The 14,025-nt window shown below is 39.4% G+C and carries 12 protein-coding genes; 6 read left to right on the top strand and 6 right to left on the bottom strand.

Features of this window, described 5'->3' with window-relative positions; all coding sequences use genetic code 11:
• Positions 1–24 precede the first annotated feature (24 nt).
• The 6 genes from HMJ38_RS03920 to HMJ38_RS03895 form a co-directional block, all read right to left on the bottom strand.
• Positions 25–939 carry a hypothetical protein gene (locus tag HMJ38_RS03920; RefSeq protein WP_194973068.1) on the bottom strand — a complete coding sequence of 305 codons (915 nt, stop codon included), beginning with the start codon at positions 937–939 and terminating at the stop codon, positions 25–27.
• A 158-nt stretch (positions 940–1,097) separates the two neighbouring features.
• Complete coding sequence (locus tag HMJ38_RS03915; RefSeq protein WP_194973067.1) at positions 1,098–1,925, bottom strand: hypothetical protein; 828 nt, start codon at positions 1,923–1,925, stop codon at positions 1,098–1,100.
• 226 nt (positions 1,926–2,151) lie between these two features.
• Positions 2,152–4,680, bottom strand: a complete 2,529-nt coding sequence (locus tag HMJ38_RS03910; protein WP_194973066.1) for an ATP-dependent Clp protease ATP-binding subunit — start codon at positions 4,678–4,680, stop codon at positions 2,152–2,154.
• 86 nt (positions 4,681–4,766) lie between these two features.
• Positions 4,767–5,384 (bottom strand): WbqC family protein, encoded by a 618-nt coding sequence (locus tag HMJ38_RS03905; protein WP_194973065.1) that lies wholly within the window; start codon positions 5,382–5,384, stop codon positions 4,767–4,769.
• Positions 5,385–5,932: 548 nt separating this feature from the next.
• Entirely contained in the window at positions 5,933–6,562 is a 630-nt protein-coding gene (locus tag HMJ38_RS03900; protein ID WP_194973064.1) for an L-threonylcarbamoyladenylate synthase, read from the bottom strand.
• A gap of 74 nt (positions 6,563–6,636) precedes the next feature.
• Complete coding sequence (locus tag HMJ38_RS03895) at positions 6,637–7,068, bottom strand: (deoxy)nucleoside triphosphate pyrophosphohydrolase (protein WP_194973063.1); 432 nt, start codon at positions 7,066–7,068, stop codon at positions 6,637–6,639.
• 75 nt (positions 7,069–7,143) lie between these two features.
• On the opposite strand from HMJ38_RS03895, the gene mltG reads away from it, so the two are divergent.
• The 6 genes from mltG to HMJ38_RS03865 all read left to right on the top strand — a co-directional run bounded on the left by mltG (position 7,144) and on the right by HMJ38_RS03865 (position 13,987).
• Positions 7,144–8,187, top strand: a complete 1,044-nt coding sequence (gene mltG, locus HMJ38_RS03890; protein WP_194973062.1) for an endolytic transglycosylase MltG — start codon at positions 7,144–7,146, stop codon at positions 8,185–8,187.
• Between the two features lies 1 nt (position 8,188).
• Entirely contained in the window at positions 8,189–8,596 is a 408-nt protein-coding gene (locus HMJ38_RS03885; RefSeq protein ID WP_194973061.1) for an acyl-CoA thioesterase, read from the top strand.
• Positions 8,597–8,605: 9 nt separating this feature from the next.
• Positions 8,606–9,559, top strand: coding sequence for a YihY/virulence factor BrkB family protein (locus HMJ38_RS03880; protein ID WP_194973060.1), 954 nt, complete (start codon positions 8,606–8,608; stop codon positions 9,557–9,559).
• 87 nt (positions 9,560–9,646) lie between these two features.
• Positions 9,647–11,743, top strand: coding sequence for a phosphate acetyltransferase (gene pta, locus HMJ38_RS03875; protein WP_194973059.1), 2,097 nt, complete (start codon positions 9,647–9,649; stop codon positions 11,741–11,743).
• Positions 11,744–12,020: 277 nt separating this feature from the next.
• The gene (locus tag HMJ38_RS03870; RefSeq protein WP_194973058.1) at positions 12,021–13,220 is read left to right on the top strand and encodes an acetate/propionate family kinase; all 1,200 of its coding nucleotides are present in this window, start codon (positions 12,021–12,023) and stop codon (positions 13,218–13,220) included.
• Positions 13,221–13,228: 8 nt separating this feature from the next.
• Entirely contained in the window at positions 13,229–13,987 is a 759-nt protein-coding gene (locus tag HMJ38_RS03865) for a CBS domain-containing protein (RefSeq protein ID WP_194973057.1), read from the top strand.
• Positions 13,988–14,025 lie beyond the last annotated feature (38 nt).

The raw sequence follows: 14,025 nt of genomic DNA, 5'->3' as shown, positions 1-14,025 counted from the left end.
TTGCTTTTGGAAAGCCGAATTTACCTATTTTTTATTATAGCGGTACAGTACAGGCTTTATTTTAAACCTTGCTTCGCTCAAAGTAAAATAGCTATTTCCATTTGGATTGAAGGCTATGGCTTCTCCCTGCGGTTCTGGTTTGTAGGGTAAAATCACCGGAGTACGGTTTAAAGCCTCAGGAACGGTTTCCCCAACTTTCCTTTCCCAATAAAAAACAGTAAAATAATTTTTGATCAATATCTGTTTTCCATCTACGGATATATCTCCAGCCACAGACATGGTAAAAGGAAGTTCCATGATTTTTTCAAGTTCAAAATCCTTCTTTGAAAAAGCAGATTGAGGTGCCCGGTATAGGATATTGACCGAGTCTCTTTTAGAAACAATGAAAATGTCTTTTGTAATCGGATCTACCATCAAGGTCTCTGCATCCCTAGCACCGTCAGGAAAGGTAAGCTTGAGTATTTCTGGTTCAACTTCCATTTCCTCTTCCAATGATTTGGGTTCAGGAAACCAGAAGATCTTTATACTTTTGTAAACTGCATTATTGTCACCAATCTCTCCGACATATATATAATGGCGTTTTGGATCCGGTCCGGGACCTACAGCTATATCTTCCCAATCCCTGTTTTTTACTCCTTTGAGTCTAATACTTCCTTTGTCTTTACCCAAAGTATCTATTAAATATACCAAAGGCTCTCCCCCACTATCATTGTGGGTATAGAGTATTCCAGGATGAGTCCTGGAAAATGCAAGGCCACTGGCTTCATCTATTTTTTTGTTTTTCAATTCCCCAGCTTTTTTCGGGGCAGAAAAAACCGAATCCGCATAAGCCGGAATAAAAGAAAGGTCTTTGGATTCAGGAACCTTCTGTGAAACCACAAAAGGTATGGAAACGAAAATCAAATATGCCTTGAATAGGTAATGGAACAATGTATTCATAAGGTTTAGCAGTCAAAATCCAGTCCCCTTTTCAACTGTTTGATGTTAAGGTTTGTTAATTCGTTTTTTTTTGCTGATTAAATATCCCTTATCAGAAATGAGATGGATTTTATTTTCATAATCCTTTCCGCTTTATATCCTGAGCAGTGATTTTGGCGTCAATTCTTCAACCTAGTGTAATGATAAAGTTGGGGTTTTACACCATTGGCTAATTCGCTAAAGGTAAAATAACCGCCTTCCTGATCAAAACAAATAGCCTCGCCTTGTTCTTCTTTCGGATTATAAGGCAGCAATGATGGTATCTCTGACATCATTTCAACAAAAGTTTGACCTGACTTTCTCTCCCAATAAAATATCCTATCATAATTTTTTATCAGTACTTTATCCCCTTCTCTGGAGACCGCGCCAGCAGTTACAATTCTAAATGAAAATGTCCCTGCTTTGATGGCTGTGATTTCCTTTTCCACATTTTGAGGATAAGGCAAGACAAAAAGTTGGGATCTCAACTCCCTTTTTGTAGCCAAATAGATATCTTTCGTCATTGGATCCACCATTAATACCTCTACATCATAGCTTTTATTTGGGTATCTGAAGTTTATTTTATCAAAAGACATTGCAAGTTCAATGATCTTTCCTTGATGGTTTTCTTCGAATTTTGGTTCTTCAAACCTGTATACTACATAGCTGTCATAATTTTGATCATTATCGCCAATATCCCCCAAGTACAGATAATCAAGTCCTGCTATTGGTCCCGATGCAATTTCAATATCCTCCCAATCTCTATTCTCAATTCCTGGAATTTTATAGGTAGCTGCAATCTCTCCATTTGAAGCATTAATAAGAAACAGACTATTGTCAAAATTTTTGTCCTGATGTGTCCAAAGGAATCCGGGATTTTTTCTGCTATAAGCCAAACCCGATGCTTGGTCAACTTCCGGATAACCCTTAGACTCTCCCATTTGCGCAAAAGATGTTGAACTTTCCATTTCCGAGATTGAAAAATTACTTTCAAAAGGTATATGATTGGCCCAAATATTTATTTCACCTTGTTTCTCAGTGCATCCCAGAAAAACCACTAAACCAAAATTGACTGTAAATTTAAAGGTTCGCCACATAAAAAATTATAACTCTTGTATATAACATATTGGTACAAATTCATTAAAAAAACGGCCAACTTTCATTGGCCGTTTTGTAAATGTTAAGTTTCAAATTTTACTCCGCTTTTTCTTTCTTGTTGACAGTGATGGTGAGTTCCTCACCTTCACCCAAATAATCAGCGATGATCACATCTCCATCGGAAAGTTCACCTTTAAGGATTTCCTCGGCGAGGGCATCTTCCAAATACTTTTGGATGGCTCTATTCAATGGTCTTGCACCATATTGTTGGTCATACCCTTTTTCAGATAGAAAATCCTTGGCTTTCCCTGTCAGCTCGATTTGATAACCCAAATCAGTGATTCTGCTGAACAATTTACCCAAACTGATATCGATGATTTTATGGATATGGGATTTATCAAGTGAATTGAATACAACCACATCGTCCAATCTGTTCAGGAATTCAGGGCTAAAGGCTTTTCTTAATGCACTTTGAATAGTGGATTTCATCACTTCATCCATGCTTTGCTGCTTGGCCTTTGGTGAGAAACCAATACCTGCACCGAAATCTTTCAAATCTCTAACCCCAATATTGGAAGTCATGATGATGATCGTATTCCTAAAATCCACTCTTCTACCCAAACCATCAGTCAAAATCCCATCATCCAAAACTTGAAGTAGGATGTTGAATACATCAGGATGAGCTTTTTCAATTTCGTCCAACAATACCACTGAATACGGTTTTCTTCTGACTTTCTCAGTCAATTGTCCACCCTCTTCATATCCAACATATCCCGGAGGTGCTCCCACAAGTCGGGAAACACTGAATTTTTCCATATATTCGGACATATCGATTCTGATCAAAGAATCTTCTTTGTCAAAGAGATAGGTGGCCAGCATTTTGGCAAGCTCAGTTTTACCTACCCCTGTAGGTCCTAAGAAAATAAAAGATCCGATTGGCTTTTTCGGATCTTTCAATCCTACCCTCGTTCTTTGGATGGCTTTGGTTAACTTCTTGATTGCTTCTTCTTGTCCAATGACTTTAGCTTGCAACTCTTCACCCATGGTCAAGAGTTTTATTCCTTCATTTTGGGCAATTCTTTTGGCAGGAATACCGGTCATCATGGCAATCACCTCCGCCACATTATCCTCTTCAACAGTATAGCGCTTGGTCTTACTTTCCTCTTCCCACTTCGTTTTGGCATTCTCAAGTTGTTCGAGCAATTTCTTTTCTTTGTCTCTCAATTGGGCCGCCTCTTCGTACTTCTGACTCTTTACAACCCTGTTTTTCTCAACCTTGATATGCTCAACTTCTTCTTCCAACTTAAGGATTTCCTCAGGAACATGGATATTGTTGATATGGACTCTTGCACCAGCTTCATCCAAGATATCTATGGCCTTATCAGGAAGAAATCTATCAGAAATATAGCGATCTGAAAGTTTTACACAGGCATCAATCGCTTCAGGGGTATAAATCACATTATGGTGATCTTCATACTTGTCTTTGATATTTTCAAGGATTTGTATGGTTTCTTCCGGAGAGGTTGCATCCACCATCACCATCTGGAACCTACGCGCCAAGGCACCGTCTTTTTCAATATACTGTCTGTATTCATCCAAGGTGGTCGCACCAATACATTGAATTTCTCCTCTGGCCAATGCGGGTTTGAACATGTTGGAAGCATCCAAAGAGCCACTTGCTCCTCCTGCTCCAACAATTGTATGCAACTCATCAATGAAAAGGATGACGTTTGGAGATTTCTCCAATTCGTTCATTACTGCTTTCATCCTTTCTTCAAACTGACCTCTATATTTGGTACCTGCCACCAAAGAAGCAAGATCTAAAGTGACCACTCTTTTGTTGAAAAGCACTCGGGAAACCTTTTTCTGCACAATACGCAATGCAAGTCCTTCTGCAATGGCAGTTTTACCTACACCGGGTTCACCGATTAGGATTGGATTGTTTTTCTTTCTTCTGGAAAGAATCTGAGCAACCCTTTCAATTTCTTTTTCTCTACCGATGATCGGATCTAATTTATCGTCTTCAGCCATTTTGGTCAAATCACGACCAAAATTATCCAAAACAGGTGTTCTGGACTTTTCACTTGTGCTTTTGGAAGAACCGGAGGAACTTCCCGAAGATGATCCAAATAGCTTGGATCCATCATCATCCGGATCATCAGCTTCGGCTCTTGATCTTGGTGAGGAATCGGTCTGAAATTCCAACATTTCCTTTACAGAATCATAATTGGTATCAAACTTATTCAATATTTGAGTTGCAATATTATCTTCATCTCTTAGAATAGATAAGAGCAAATGTTCCGTCCCAATCAACTGGCTTTTAAAAATCTTGGCTTCAAGATAAGTAATCTTAAGTACCTTCTCAGATTGTCTTGTCAATGGGATATTTGCAAGGTTTTTGACATTATGGGTAGCAGTACCTTTAACTGCCCGCTCGATAGAATTTCGGAGTTCGTCTAAAGGCACTCCTAATTTTTTCAATATGGAAACAGCTACTCCCTCACCTTCTCTAATCATGCCCAGCAAGAGGTGTTCTGTACCTATGTAATCATGTCCGAGACGCAGCGCTTCTTCTCTGCTCAGGGAGATCACCTCTTTGACTCTGTTTGAAAATTTTGCTTCCATGTATAACCTTTCTATTTTTATTCTTATTTCAGTATTAATGTTACCGAATTTGTTTTAAAAACACAATCTATTTACCGATTGTTCAATCATTTTTTTTTTGTTAGGCTCAGAACATCATTTGATTCAGGCCCTTTACAAAACAACAAATCCAGAACGCTAAGGTTTGGCACAAAGTTTACGCCAAACATTTGATCATAGGGATAGACTGTCATGATGTTTCTCGTACTGTAATCCTGCTTGGCACTGATTATTCCTCTTGTATCAATGCATTCATTGAAATCTAAAGTCTCTAATGCCACTTTTATTTCTGTATCTGACTGCAATAATTTAAGACAAACTGTCAGTAGTTCGATATTGAGGTCAAACAAAAACGTCAGGTTCTTTGCATAAATGCTTTCCAAATAAGGGAAAAAATATTCAAAAAAAGGGGCTTTTCCATAAGCACTTTGAATCCCCCTTAAATGAATGTTTTTCCATTTTTGGTCATAATCTATTTTGGTTTCTCTATATAACTGCTTTTTGTTCCCGCCCAAAACCGGAATAGACAAAGTATCCACTTTATTCGTCAATAAAATCTGTGCCCTGTTTCGGTATGTTTGCTTCTGATACTTTTCGGTGCCATCGATGTACAACTCCCGGTATCCACTGATTTGGGTGAAATATTCGATGGGTGGCAGGTAGAAGAGCTCTGTTATGATGGGCATGGGGAAAGGATGAAGGGGGGGGTAATTTTAGATTTTAGATTTTAGATTTTAGATTGAAGATTCGGCAATGGGGAAGGATGAAGGATAAGGGATGAGGGATGAAGGGGATTGATTTTAGATTTCAGATTGACTCCGGGGGAAGGATGCTGGTAAACTTTTCGGGAAACCTTCGTATTTCGCATCTCGGTTCTCGAATCAGGAATCTCAGCTCTCGTTTCCCAGATTCTCCATGCAGGTTTTAGCTTTCTCTCGCATCTAGCTTCTCGGTTCTTGGATCTTTTCTCTTGGTTCTTGATTCTTGGTTCTTTTTTCTTGTCTATTGGCTCTCGATTCCCGTTTCTCTGCCCTCATTTCCCCGATATTCATTTTAGGGTTCCGCTTCTGGTTCTCGGCTCTAGGCTCTTGATTCTTGGCTCTTGATTTTTGGTTCTTGTCTCAGCTCTCGCTTCTTGATTCTTGTCGACTCTCGCTTCTCGCTTCTCGGTTCTCCCTTCTTGTTTCTTGGCTCTTGGCTCTTGAATCTTTTGTCTCAAATCTCATGTCTCCACTTAAAAGAGGTCATCTATAGGACCTAGGCCTTCTCTGATGATTTCTATTTCTCCACCTGTGCAATCCAAAATTGTAGAAGCCACATTTTGTCCATACCCTCCATCGATGACAATATCCACCAAATCCCTGTATTTTTCATAAATCAATTCCGGATCTGTACTGTATTCGATTACTTCATCTTCATCCCTGATAGAAGTGGTCAATATGGGCGAACCAAGTTCTTTTACAAGCAATCTTGGTATAGAATGATCGGGAACACGGATACCCACTGTCTTCTTATTACTATTGAGAATCTTGGGAACATTGTTATTGGCTTCCAATATAAAAGTATAAGGACCTGGCAATGTTTTTTTCATGACCTTAAAGACAGGCGTGCTCAATGCCCTTGTGTATTCAGAAATATTACTGAGGTCATAACAGATAAATGAAAAATTATGCTTTTTCGGTTTGATACCTTTAATCTGTGCTATACGCTCTACGGCTCGTTGATTATGAATATCACATCCCATACCATAGATGGTATCCGTGGGGTAAATGATTACACCACCGTCCCGAAGCACTTCCACAATTTTTTGGATTTTTCGGGGGTCAGGATTTTCCGGATATAATTTAATGAGTTCGGCGGACATTGGTGAGGGATAATTTTTAGAAGTTAGATTTTAGGAGGTAGATTTAGGTTTGGCTTAACCAAAAGGATGGACTTTTAGACAGAAGTCCCATTAGCTTTTGGAGTTTTTTGGGAATACCAATGAAGAAAGTTTTGGACAATGGGGATATCTGCTGCTGCCCAATCCAGTTCCGATAGGCTTCCGACTTTCTTCCAACAAAAGGTTTTATGTTCTTTTAATACCATATTACCACTTTTAAAGCAACAAAGAAGGGGAATAAGTTCAATCTTCTTAGCAGGACTATACTGGTGAATATTGCTTTCAAACGATTCCAACACCTCAATTTCAATATTCAATTCTTCCATAATTTCCCTTTTCAGGCATTCCTCTGCCGACTCATTTTCTTCCATTTTACCACCTGGAAACTCCCATTTGAGCGGCAAATCCATATTTTCACTCCTTTGGGTACATAGGACCCTACCGGAATCCAAAATAATCGCGCAAGTAACTTTGATTAGTTTTACCATTGATTTTGATCTATGTTAGCCCAGTGAACAAAAATCTCTATTTTTGCGGTTATTGTAATATTGAGATTCAAAAATATGTTTGACGACAAAAAAACAAAATATTATCTCGTATTCATAATTACCTTTTCGGTCCTCCTGAGTACACTTTCCTTTTATTTCTATCAGGCTTTTTACAGTCCAAACGCCCTGACAGATAAAGAGGAATCCCATATGCTGATGATTCCCAGCAATGCCACATTTCAAACAGTGGTGGACAGTCTTTACGGCAAAGGTGTCATCAATGACCTGATATCTTTCAGCTTTGTAGCTAAAGTCCTTAATTATCAGGAATCTGTAAAGCCGGGACTTTATACCATTTCGCCTAAAATGAACAACGTCAACTTAGTTAAATTTCTAAGGTCAGGTAATCAGACTCCGGTGCGAATAACTTTTAACAACATCAGAACCAAGGAGGATCTTGCCGAAAAAATCACTAGAAATCTGGAAATCAGTCAAGATTCCTTTTTAAATCTTCTCACTGATTCGGTCAATATCAGAAAATTCGGTTTCAATGAAGAAACGATTATGGCTATGTTTATCCCAAACACCTATGAGGTATGGTGGAACACTAGTCCTGAAAATCTCTTCGATAGGATGTACAGGGAATTTGGTAATTTTTGGAATGAAACCAGGATGGAAAAGGCCCATCAAATCGGGCTGAACCCTATACAGGTGTCCACTTTGGCATCTATTGTTCAGGCAGAAACTGTAAAAGCAGATGAACGCTCCAAGGTTGCTGGGGTATATATGAACCGGCTTCACACTCAAATGCATTTACAAGCCGATCCTACCCTTGTATTTGCATCGGGTGATTTTAGTCTGAAAAGAGTACTGAATATCCATAAAGAAATTGATAGCCCTTACAACACCTATAAATACAGAGGTTTGCCGCCAGGACCTATTAATCTGCCGGAAATTTCAGCACTGGATGCCGTCTTGAACTATGAGGATCATCAATACTTTTACTTTTGTGCCAAAGATGATTTCTCAGGCTATCATGCTTTTGCGACCAATCTTTCCCAACATATGAGAAACGCAAGACAATACCAAGCTGCCTTGAATAGGGCTAAAATATATTGATATGTTCCAAGCAGAAACAAGTGTCAGGGTCAGATATGCCGAAACAGATCAAATGGGCTATGTATATTATGGCAACTACGCCATGTATTTTGAAGTCGCAAGGGTTGAGGCGCTTAGGTCTGCGGGCTTCTCTTATAAACAGATGGAAGATGATGGCATCATCATGCCTGTCTTGGAACTACATTCCCAATATTTAAGACCAGGAAAATATGATGAGATGTTGACCATCAAGACCATCATCCCCAAACTTCCCGATGTCCGAATCCGCTTTGAATATGAAGTATTTAATGAAGCGGATGAAATCATCACCAAAGGTTGGACTACCTTGACTTTTTTGAAAAAAGATAACCATAGACCCTGTAGACCTCCGCAATATTTACTAGATTTATTAAAACCTTATTACCAATAAAATTTTTCAGTGAAGAAAAGACTGCGTTTATTCTCCATCAAATTTACCCGTAAGGCAAAGCTTCTCAGGAAATTCCATTTTGGAAACCCTGACCAGAATCTTTATGATGTAGGTAAGATTTTTATGGAACAAATGCGCAAAGACGAAATCACAGAGAGGGCCGGTGCCATGGCCTTCAGTTTTACAGTAGCCATGTTTCCACTGATTCTGTTTTTGCTGAACATGATCCCTTATATTGGGATTTTTTTTGCCAATGTGACCACGCACAATATCTTGTTATTTATCAAAGAAATTATTCCGGATTCTATTTATTCGGAAGCAGAACCCACCATCATGGATATTGTCAGCAAGCCAAGGCAGAGTTTGCTGTCCATTGGTTTCTTTCTGGCACTATTCCTTTCTACCAACGGAGTGGTTTCGATGATGAATGCCTTCAATGCAGTTTACAGAACCAAGGAGAATAGGGATTTTTGGAAAACCCGTGCCATAGCCGTAAGCATCGTATTTGTCTTGATACTTGCTATTTGTGGAGCAGTAGTCATTATGATATTTGGTAGCAGCATTTTGTACAGAATATCAGAATGGGAAATTGTATCGAGCAATCTCTACTATTATATGCTGACCATATTCAGATTTTTGGTGCTTTTGACTGTCTTCTTAATTGCAACAGCCTATATCTTCAGATTTGCACCTGCAGTTCATGATAAGTGGAAGTTTTTCTCTACAGGTTCCATTACCGCAGGTATACTCATCACCTTAGGATTCTACCTATTTTCATTCTATTTGAACAATTTTGCTACCTACAATAAGCTTTACGGGTCTATCGGCGCAATGATTGCTGTCATGTTATGGTTATTTATTACATCATTGATTATATTGGTATGTTTTGAGATTAATGTGAGTTTGGATAAAGCTGCCGAAAGGAGATATGTATCCAAAACTGCCGCCGCTGAAATTTCATGATTTTTATCATAAAAAAACCAAAAGTAAGTCAACTTTGCCATTGTAAAGACTGACTAGTTTTGCATCAAATATTAAACCTTTATCTCAATGGAAACCAACAAAAGCATTTTTATAGCTACCGCACAACCCTTCAGTGGAAAATCAATTGTAGCATTGGGACTTGTAGACATGTTGCTGGCCAAAGCCCATAAAATCGGGTATTTCAAGCCCATCATCAACGATAGCCCTGAGGTCAAAAGAGATGCTCATATCGATACTTTGATACAGCATTTCAAACTACCTATCGAGTATTCAAAATCATATGCTTATACCCGTGAAGAAGCCAACTTATTGGCAGAATCTGGATTTCAAGGGGAAATTATTGATACCATCATCAGTAAGTACAAAAGCCTTGAGGCACAGTTTGATTTTACCATTATTGAAGGAAGTGATTTCTTGGGAGAGGGCACTGCATTTGAATTTGATGCCAATGTCACCATCGCCAAAAACCTGGGAACACCAGTAATTATCGTCCTCAGCGGTGATAATAAAAGTATTGCACAGATCAGTAATTCCGCCATCATTACCACCAAAAACTTCCTGCAAAGAAAAGTGAAGGTTTTGGCAGTGGTGGTCAATAAAGTGGATAAATCTGAAATTGAAGAAATCAAATCAGCTATCGGGGCACAGTTGCCCAAGGACATTATCCTATCAATCATTCCAAAGATTATTGATCTTAAAAGTCCTTCAATGAAGGAAGTGAAGGAGCATTTAGGAGCAGAGGTAATGTTTGGTGGAAATTATCTGTCCAACCGTGCTGACCATTTTATTTTCGGGGCCATGCAGATTTCCAATTTTCTCAACCATATCAAGCCAAATGTACTTATAGTGACTCCCGGTGACCGGGCAGATATCGTGGTGGCTTCCCTTCAGGCAAATGTTTCAAAAAACTATCCGAAAATTGCGGGGATAGTGCTCACAGGTGGATTTGATATTTCTGAATCTGTTCTCAAGCTTATTGAAGGTTCAGATACCGTAGTTCCCATTTTAAGAGTAGAAGACCCTTCTTTTTATGCTGCAACAAAAGTGGCGGGTATACACTCCAAAATTTCCCCGGACAACACCGAGAAAATCATGATGGCCATCAACATATTCAGGAAATACATGGACATCTCGTCTTTGGAAAATAAAATTTCCTCATTCAAAGCTGTTGGTATTACTCCTAGAATGTTCCAATATCAATTGGTCAGTTGGGCAAAAAGCAAGAAAAAGCATATCGTATTGCCCGAAGGAAAAGATGAAAGAATTTTGAGAGCTGCAGACAGACTCGTCAGACAGAAAATTGTCAACATTACTTTACTGGGAGACACGAATGAAATTGCCAGAACCATCAGCAAATTAGGCCTTTGCCTTAACCATGATAACTGTCAGATCATCAATCCCCATGAATCTTTTTACTATGATGATTATGTCAATACCCTTTTTGAACTGAGAAAAGGGAAAAACTTGCCCCTGGAGGTTGCCAAGGACTTGATGACAGATGTGGCCTATTTCGGTACCATGATGGTATTCAAAGGTCACGCAGACGGAATGGTTTCCGGCGCTATTCACACCACTGCCCATACCATCAGACCCGCACTTCAGTTTGTAAAAACCAAGCCGGGGATTTCTTTGGTGTCCTCCATCTTTTTCATGTGCCTTCCTGATAGAGTGATGGTATTTGGAGATTGCGCCATCAATATCAACCCCACAGCAGAAGAACTCGCTGAAATAGCCATTTCCTCCGCAGATACCAGCATCAAATTCGGTATTGAACCACGGGTAGCCATGTTATCCTATTCTTCCGGGGAATCCGGCACAGGTGAGGATGTCGAAAAAGTCCGCAGTGCCACTGAAATAGTAAAACAAAAAAGACCGGATATCAAAGTGGAAGGTCCCATACAATATGATGCTGCAGTAGACCCTATAACCGGGAAACAAAAAATGCCGAATTCGGAAGTGGCAGGTAATGCCTCGGTCCTAATATTCCCTGACCTGAACACAGGAAACAATACCTACAAAGCCGTCCAGAGGGAAACCGGAGCAATGGCCATCGGCCCCATGCTCCAAGGACTCAACAAACCCGTCAATGACCTCAGCCGCGGCTGCACTGTAGATGATATCTTCAATACGGTAGTGATTACTGCTATTCAGGCGCAGGAGTGAGTTTGGAAGGAGGAAGGTAGATTTTAGACTTTAGATTTTAGATTTTAGATCTGAAAACCACCTTGTTTAATTTGGGATTGATCTTTCCTCCATTTCGAACTTAGAAAGAAACCTAAAACCCTGAGGTCAACAGACTTCTCCTTTCGTCGAAGTGACAAGGAAAAGCTTTCTTTGCTTTTGTCTTGTTTCTTGGTTCTTGTATCTTGTGTCTTATGTCTTGGCTCTCGTTTCTCGCATCTTGTGTCTTATGTCTTATGTCTAACGTCTAAGAAAAAAAATGAAAATCCTCGTATTAAATTCCGGAAGTAGTTCACTTAAATACCAATTGTTTGAAATGCCCAATGAAGCTCCATTGTGCAGTGGCTTGGTGGATAGGATTGGATTGGAAAATGCATTGCTGACACATAAAGTGATGCGCGATGGAAAGGAAGAGATATTCAAAATTCAAGCTAAGATCAAAGACCACGAAGAAGGTCTGCTCAAAGTAACCGATCTTTTGATTGATCCCGAAAAAGGGGTGATTTCCAATATGGATGAAGTCAAAGCCATCGGACACCGGGTGGTTCATGGAGGAGAACAATTTGCTTCAACCACTTTGATCACCCAGGAAGTCAAAAATAAAATCAAAGAATTATTTGCCCTTGCACCGCTGCATAATCCCCCTAACTATCTTGGGATAACCGTGGCAGAAAGCGTTTTTCCGAAAGCAAAACAAATAGCTGTTTTTGACACAGCTTTTCACCAAAGCATGCCTCCCCGCTCCTACCGTTATGCGATCCCAAAAGAACTATATACAGACCTTGGTATCCGCGCTTATGGTTTTCATGGGACAAGTCATCTTTACGTTTCAAAAAAGGCAAATGAATACTTGGAAAATCCTGATGCCAAAATCATTACCATTCATCTTGGCAATGGCAGTAGCATGACAGCTATCAAAGGCGGTAAATCCATTGACCACAGTATGGGACTAGGACCCATGGGAGGTCTGGTGATGGGAACGAGAAGCGGCGATATTGATCCTTCCATTATTTTTCATCTGATCAACGAACGGGGATTTACTGCCAAAGAGGTCAATGATATATTGAATAAAAAGAGTGGGCTCTTGGGACTTTGCGGACTAAGTGATATGCGTGATGTCAAAAAAGCAATGGAGGAAGGCAATGAAGACGCAATTTTGGCCTATGAACTATATGCTTATAGGATTCAGAAATATATCGGTACCTTCACCGCATCTCTCAATGGTTTGGATGCCATTGTGTTCACTGCCGGAATAGGCGAAAACGATCCTGATATGAGAGAAGCTGTCTGTAAGGACATGGATTTTTTCGGAATAATGCTGGATAATGTAAAAAATAAATCAAAATCTTCAGATATTAGAGAAGTAAACACGAAAGAATCTAAAGTCAAAATACTTGTCATTCCCACCAATGAGGAATTGGAAATCGGTAAACAGACATTTGCTTTAATGAATAAATAATAATCCTCATGAAAAATGCAGAGCGGTTTATTCAGGCTTTCAATTCCATTGAAAATTTTCTGAGAAGAAACCTTGAGGCAAGAAACTTCAGTAGTTTTTTTAATCTGATCGATGATGCCAGTCAAGACAATCTTATTGTAAGACAATACCGGGAAGAGCTTAGACTTTTTGGCAATCTCAGAAATGCAATTGTCCACTCCGACCGAAGAGATGGAAAACCTGTAGCCGACCCAAGAGAAGATGTGGTGGAACAGATAGAAAAAATCGTGAAAATGCTATTGGACCCACCTTTAGTTTCCCAACATTTTCTTCGCCCAGTCTATACAGTAGAATCGGATGAACCTATGATCAATGTGCTTCATGCCATGGTCGAAAAAGATTACAGTCAAGTACCTATCCTCAAGGATGGGTACCTTTTGGGAATGATCAATTTTGAGTCAATTGCCAAATGGATGGCAAAGATCACAAAATTGGAGAACCCCTTCGAAATCTGTAAAAATACCACAACCGAAGATGTATTTAAAGCGACCCAACAATTGAAAAATTATAGAATCATCAAAAGCAATACAGATTTTGTAACTGCCAGAGAATATTTTGTTGAAAGTCTCGGGAAAAAGAATCTTACAGAAGCACTTTTTATCACCGAAAACGGCCGAAGAAATGAGCCTTTGATCGGAATAATTACACTCAGCGAAGACTTGGAAATGATCATTGATGTACTTCGGGGAAGTGGAAACATTGAAACTCCAAGTAGTAATTTAAATTAATCATATCAGTTAACGATAGGTTAGCCAGAATACATAAA

Source organism: Aquiflexum lacus (assembly GCF_015476655.1).
Lineage (GTDB): Bacteria > Bacteroidota > Bacteroidia > Cytophagales > Cyclobacteriaceae > Aquiflexum > Aquiflexum lacus.
Note: the sequence above shows the minus strand (reverse complement) of the source record. Positions and strands in the feature narration are given on the sequence as shown.

Coding starts and splice junctions, on each gene's coding strand:
- HMJ38_RS03920 (WP_194973068.1), bottom strand. CDS start 939: ATGAATACATTGTTCCATTACCTATTCAAGGCATATTTGATTTTCGTT.
- HMJ38_RS03915 (WP_194973067.1), bottom strand. CDS start 1,925: ATGGAAAGTTCAACATCTTTTGCGCAAATGGGAGAGTCTAAGGGTTAT.
- HMJ38_RS03910 (WP_194973066.1), bottom strand. CDS start 4,680: ATGGAAGCAAAATTTTCAAACAGAGTCAAAGAGGTGATCTCCCTGAGC.
- HMJ38_RS03905 (WP_194973065.1), bottom strand. CDS start 5,384: ATGCCCATCATAACAGAGCTCTTCTACCTGCCACCCATCGAATATTTC.
- HMJ38_RS03900 (WP_194973064.1), bottom strand. CDS start 6,562: ATGTCCGCCGAACTCATTAAATTATATCCGGAAAATCCTGACCCCCGA.
- HMJ38_RS03895 (WP_194973063.1), bottom strand. CDS start 7,068: ATGGTAAAACTAATCAAAGTTACTTGCGCGATTATTTTGGATTCCGGT.
- mltG (WP_194973062.1), top strand. CDS start 7,144: ATGTTTGACGACAAAAAAACAAAATATTATCTCGTATTCATAATTACC.
- HMJ38_RS03885 (WP_194973061.1), top strand. CDS start 8,189: ATGTTCCAAGCAGAAACAAGTGTCAGGGTCAGATATGCCGAAACAGAT.
- pta (WP_194973059.1), top strand. CDS start 9,647: ATGGAAACCAACAAAAGCATTTTTATAGCTACCGCACAACCCTTCAGT.
- HMJ38_RS03870 (WP_194973058.1), top strand. CDS start 12,021: ATGAAAATCCTCGTATTAAATTCCGGAAGTAGTTCACTTAAATACCAA.
- HMJ38_RS03865 (WP_194973057.1), top strand. CDS start 13,229: ATGAAAAATGCAGAGCGGTTTATTCAGGCTTTCAATTCCATTGAAAAT.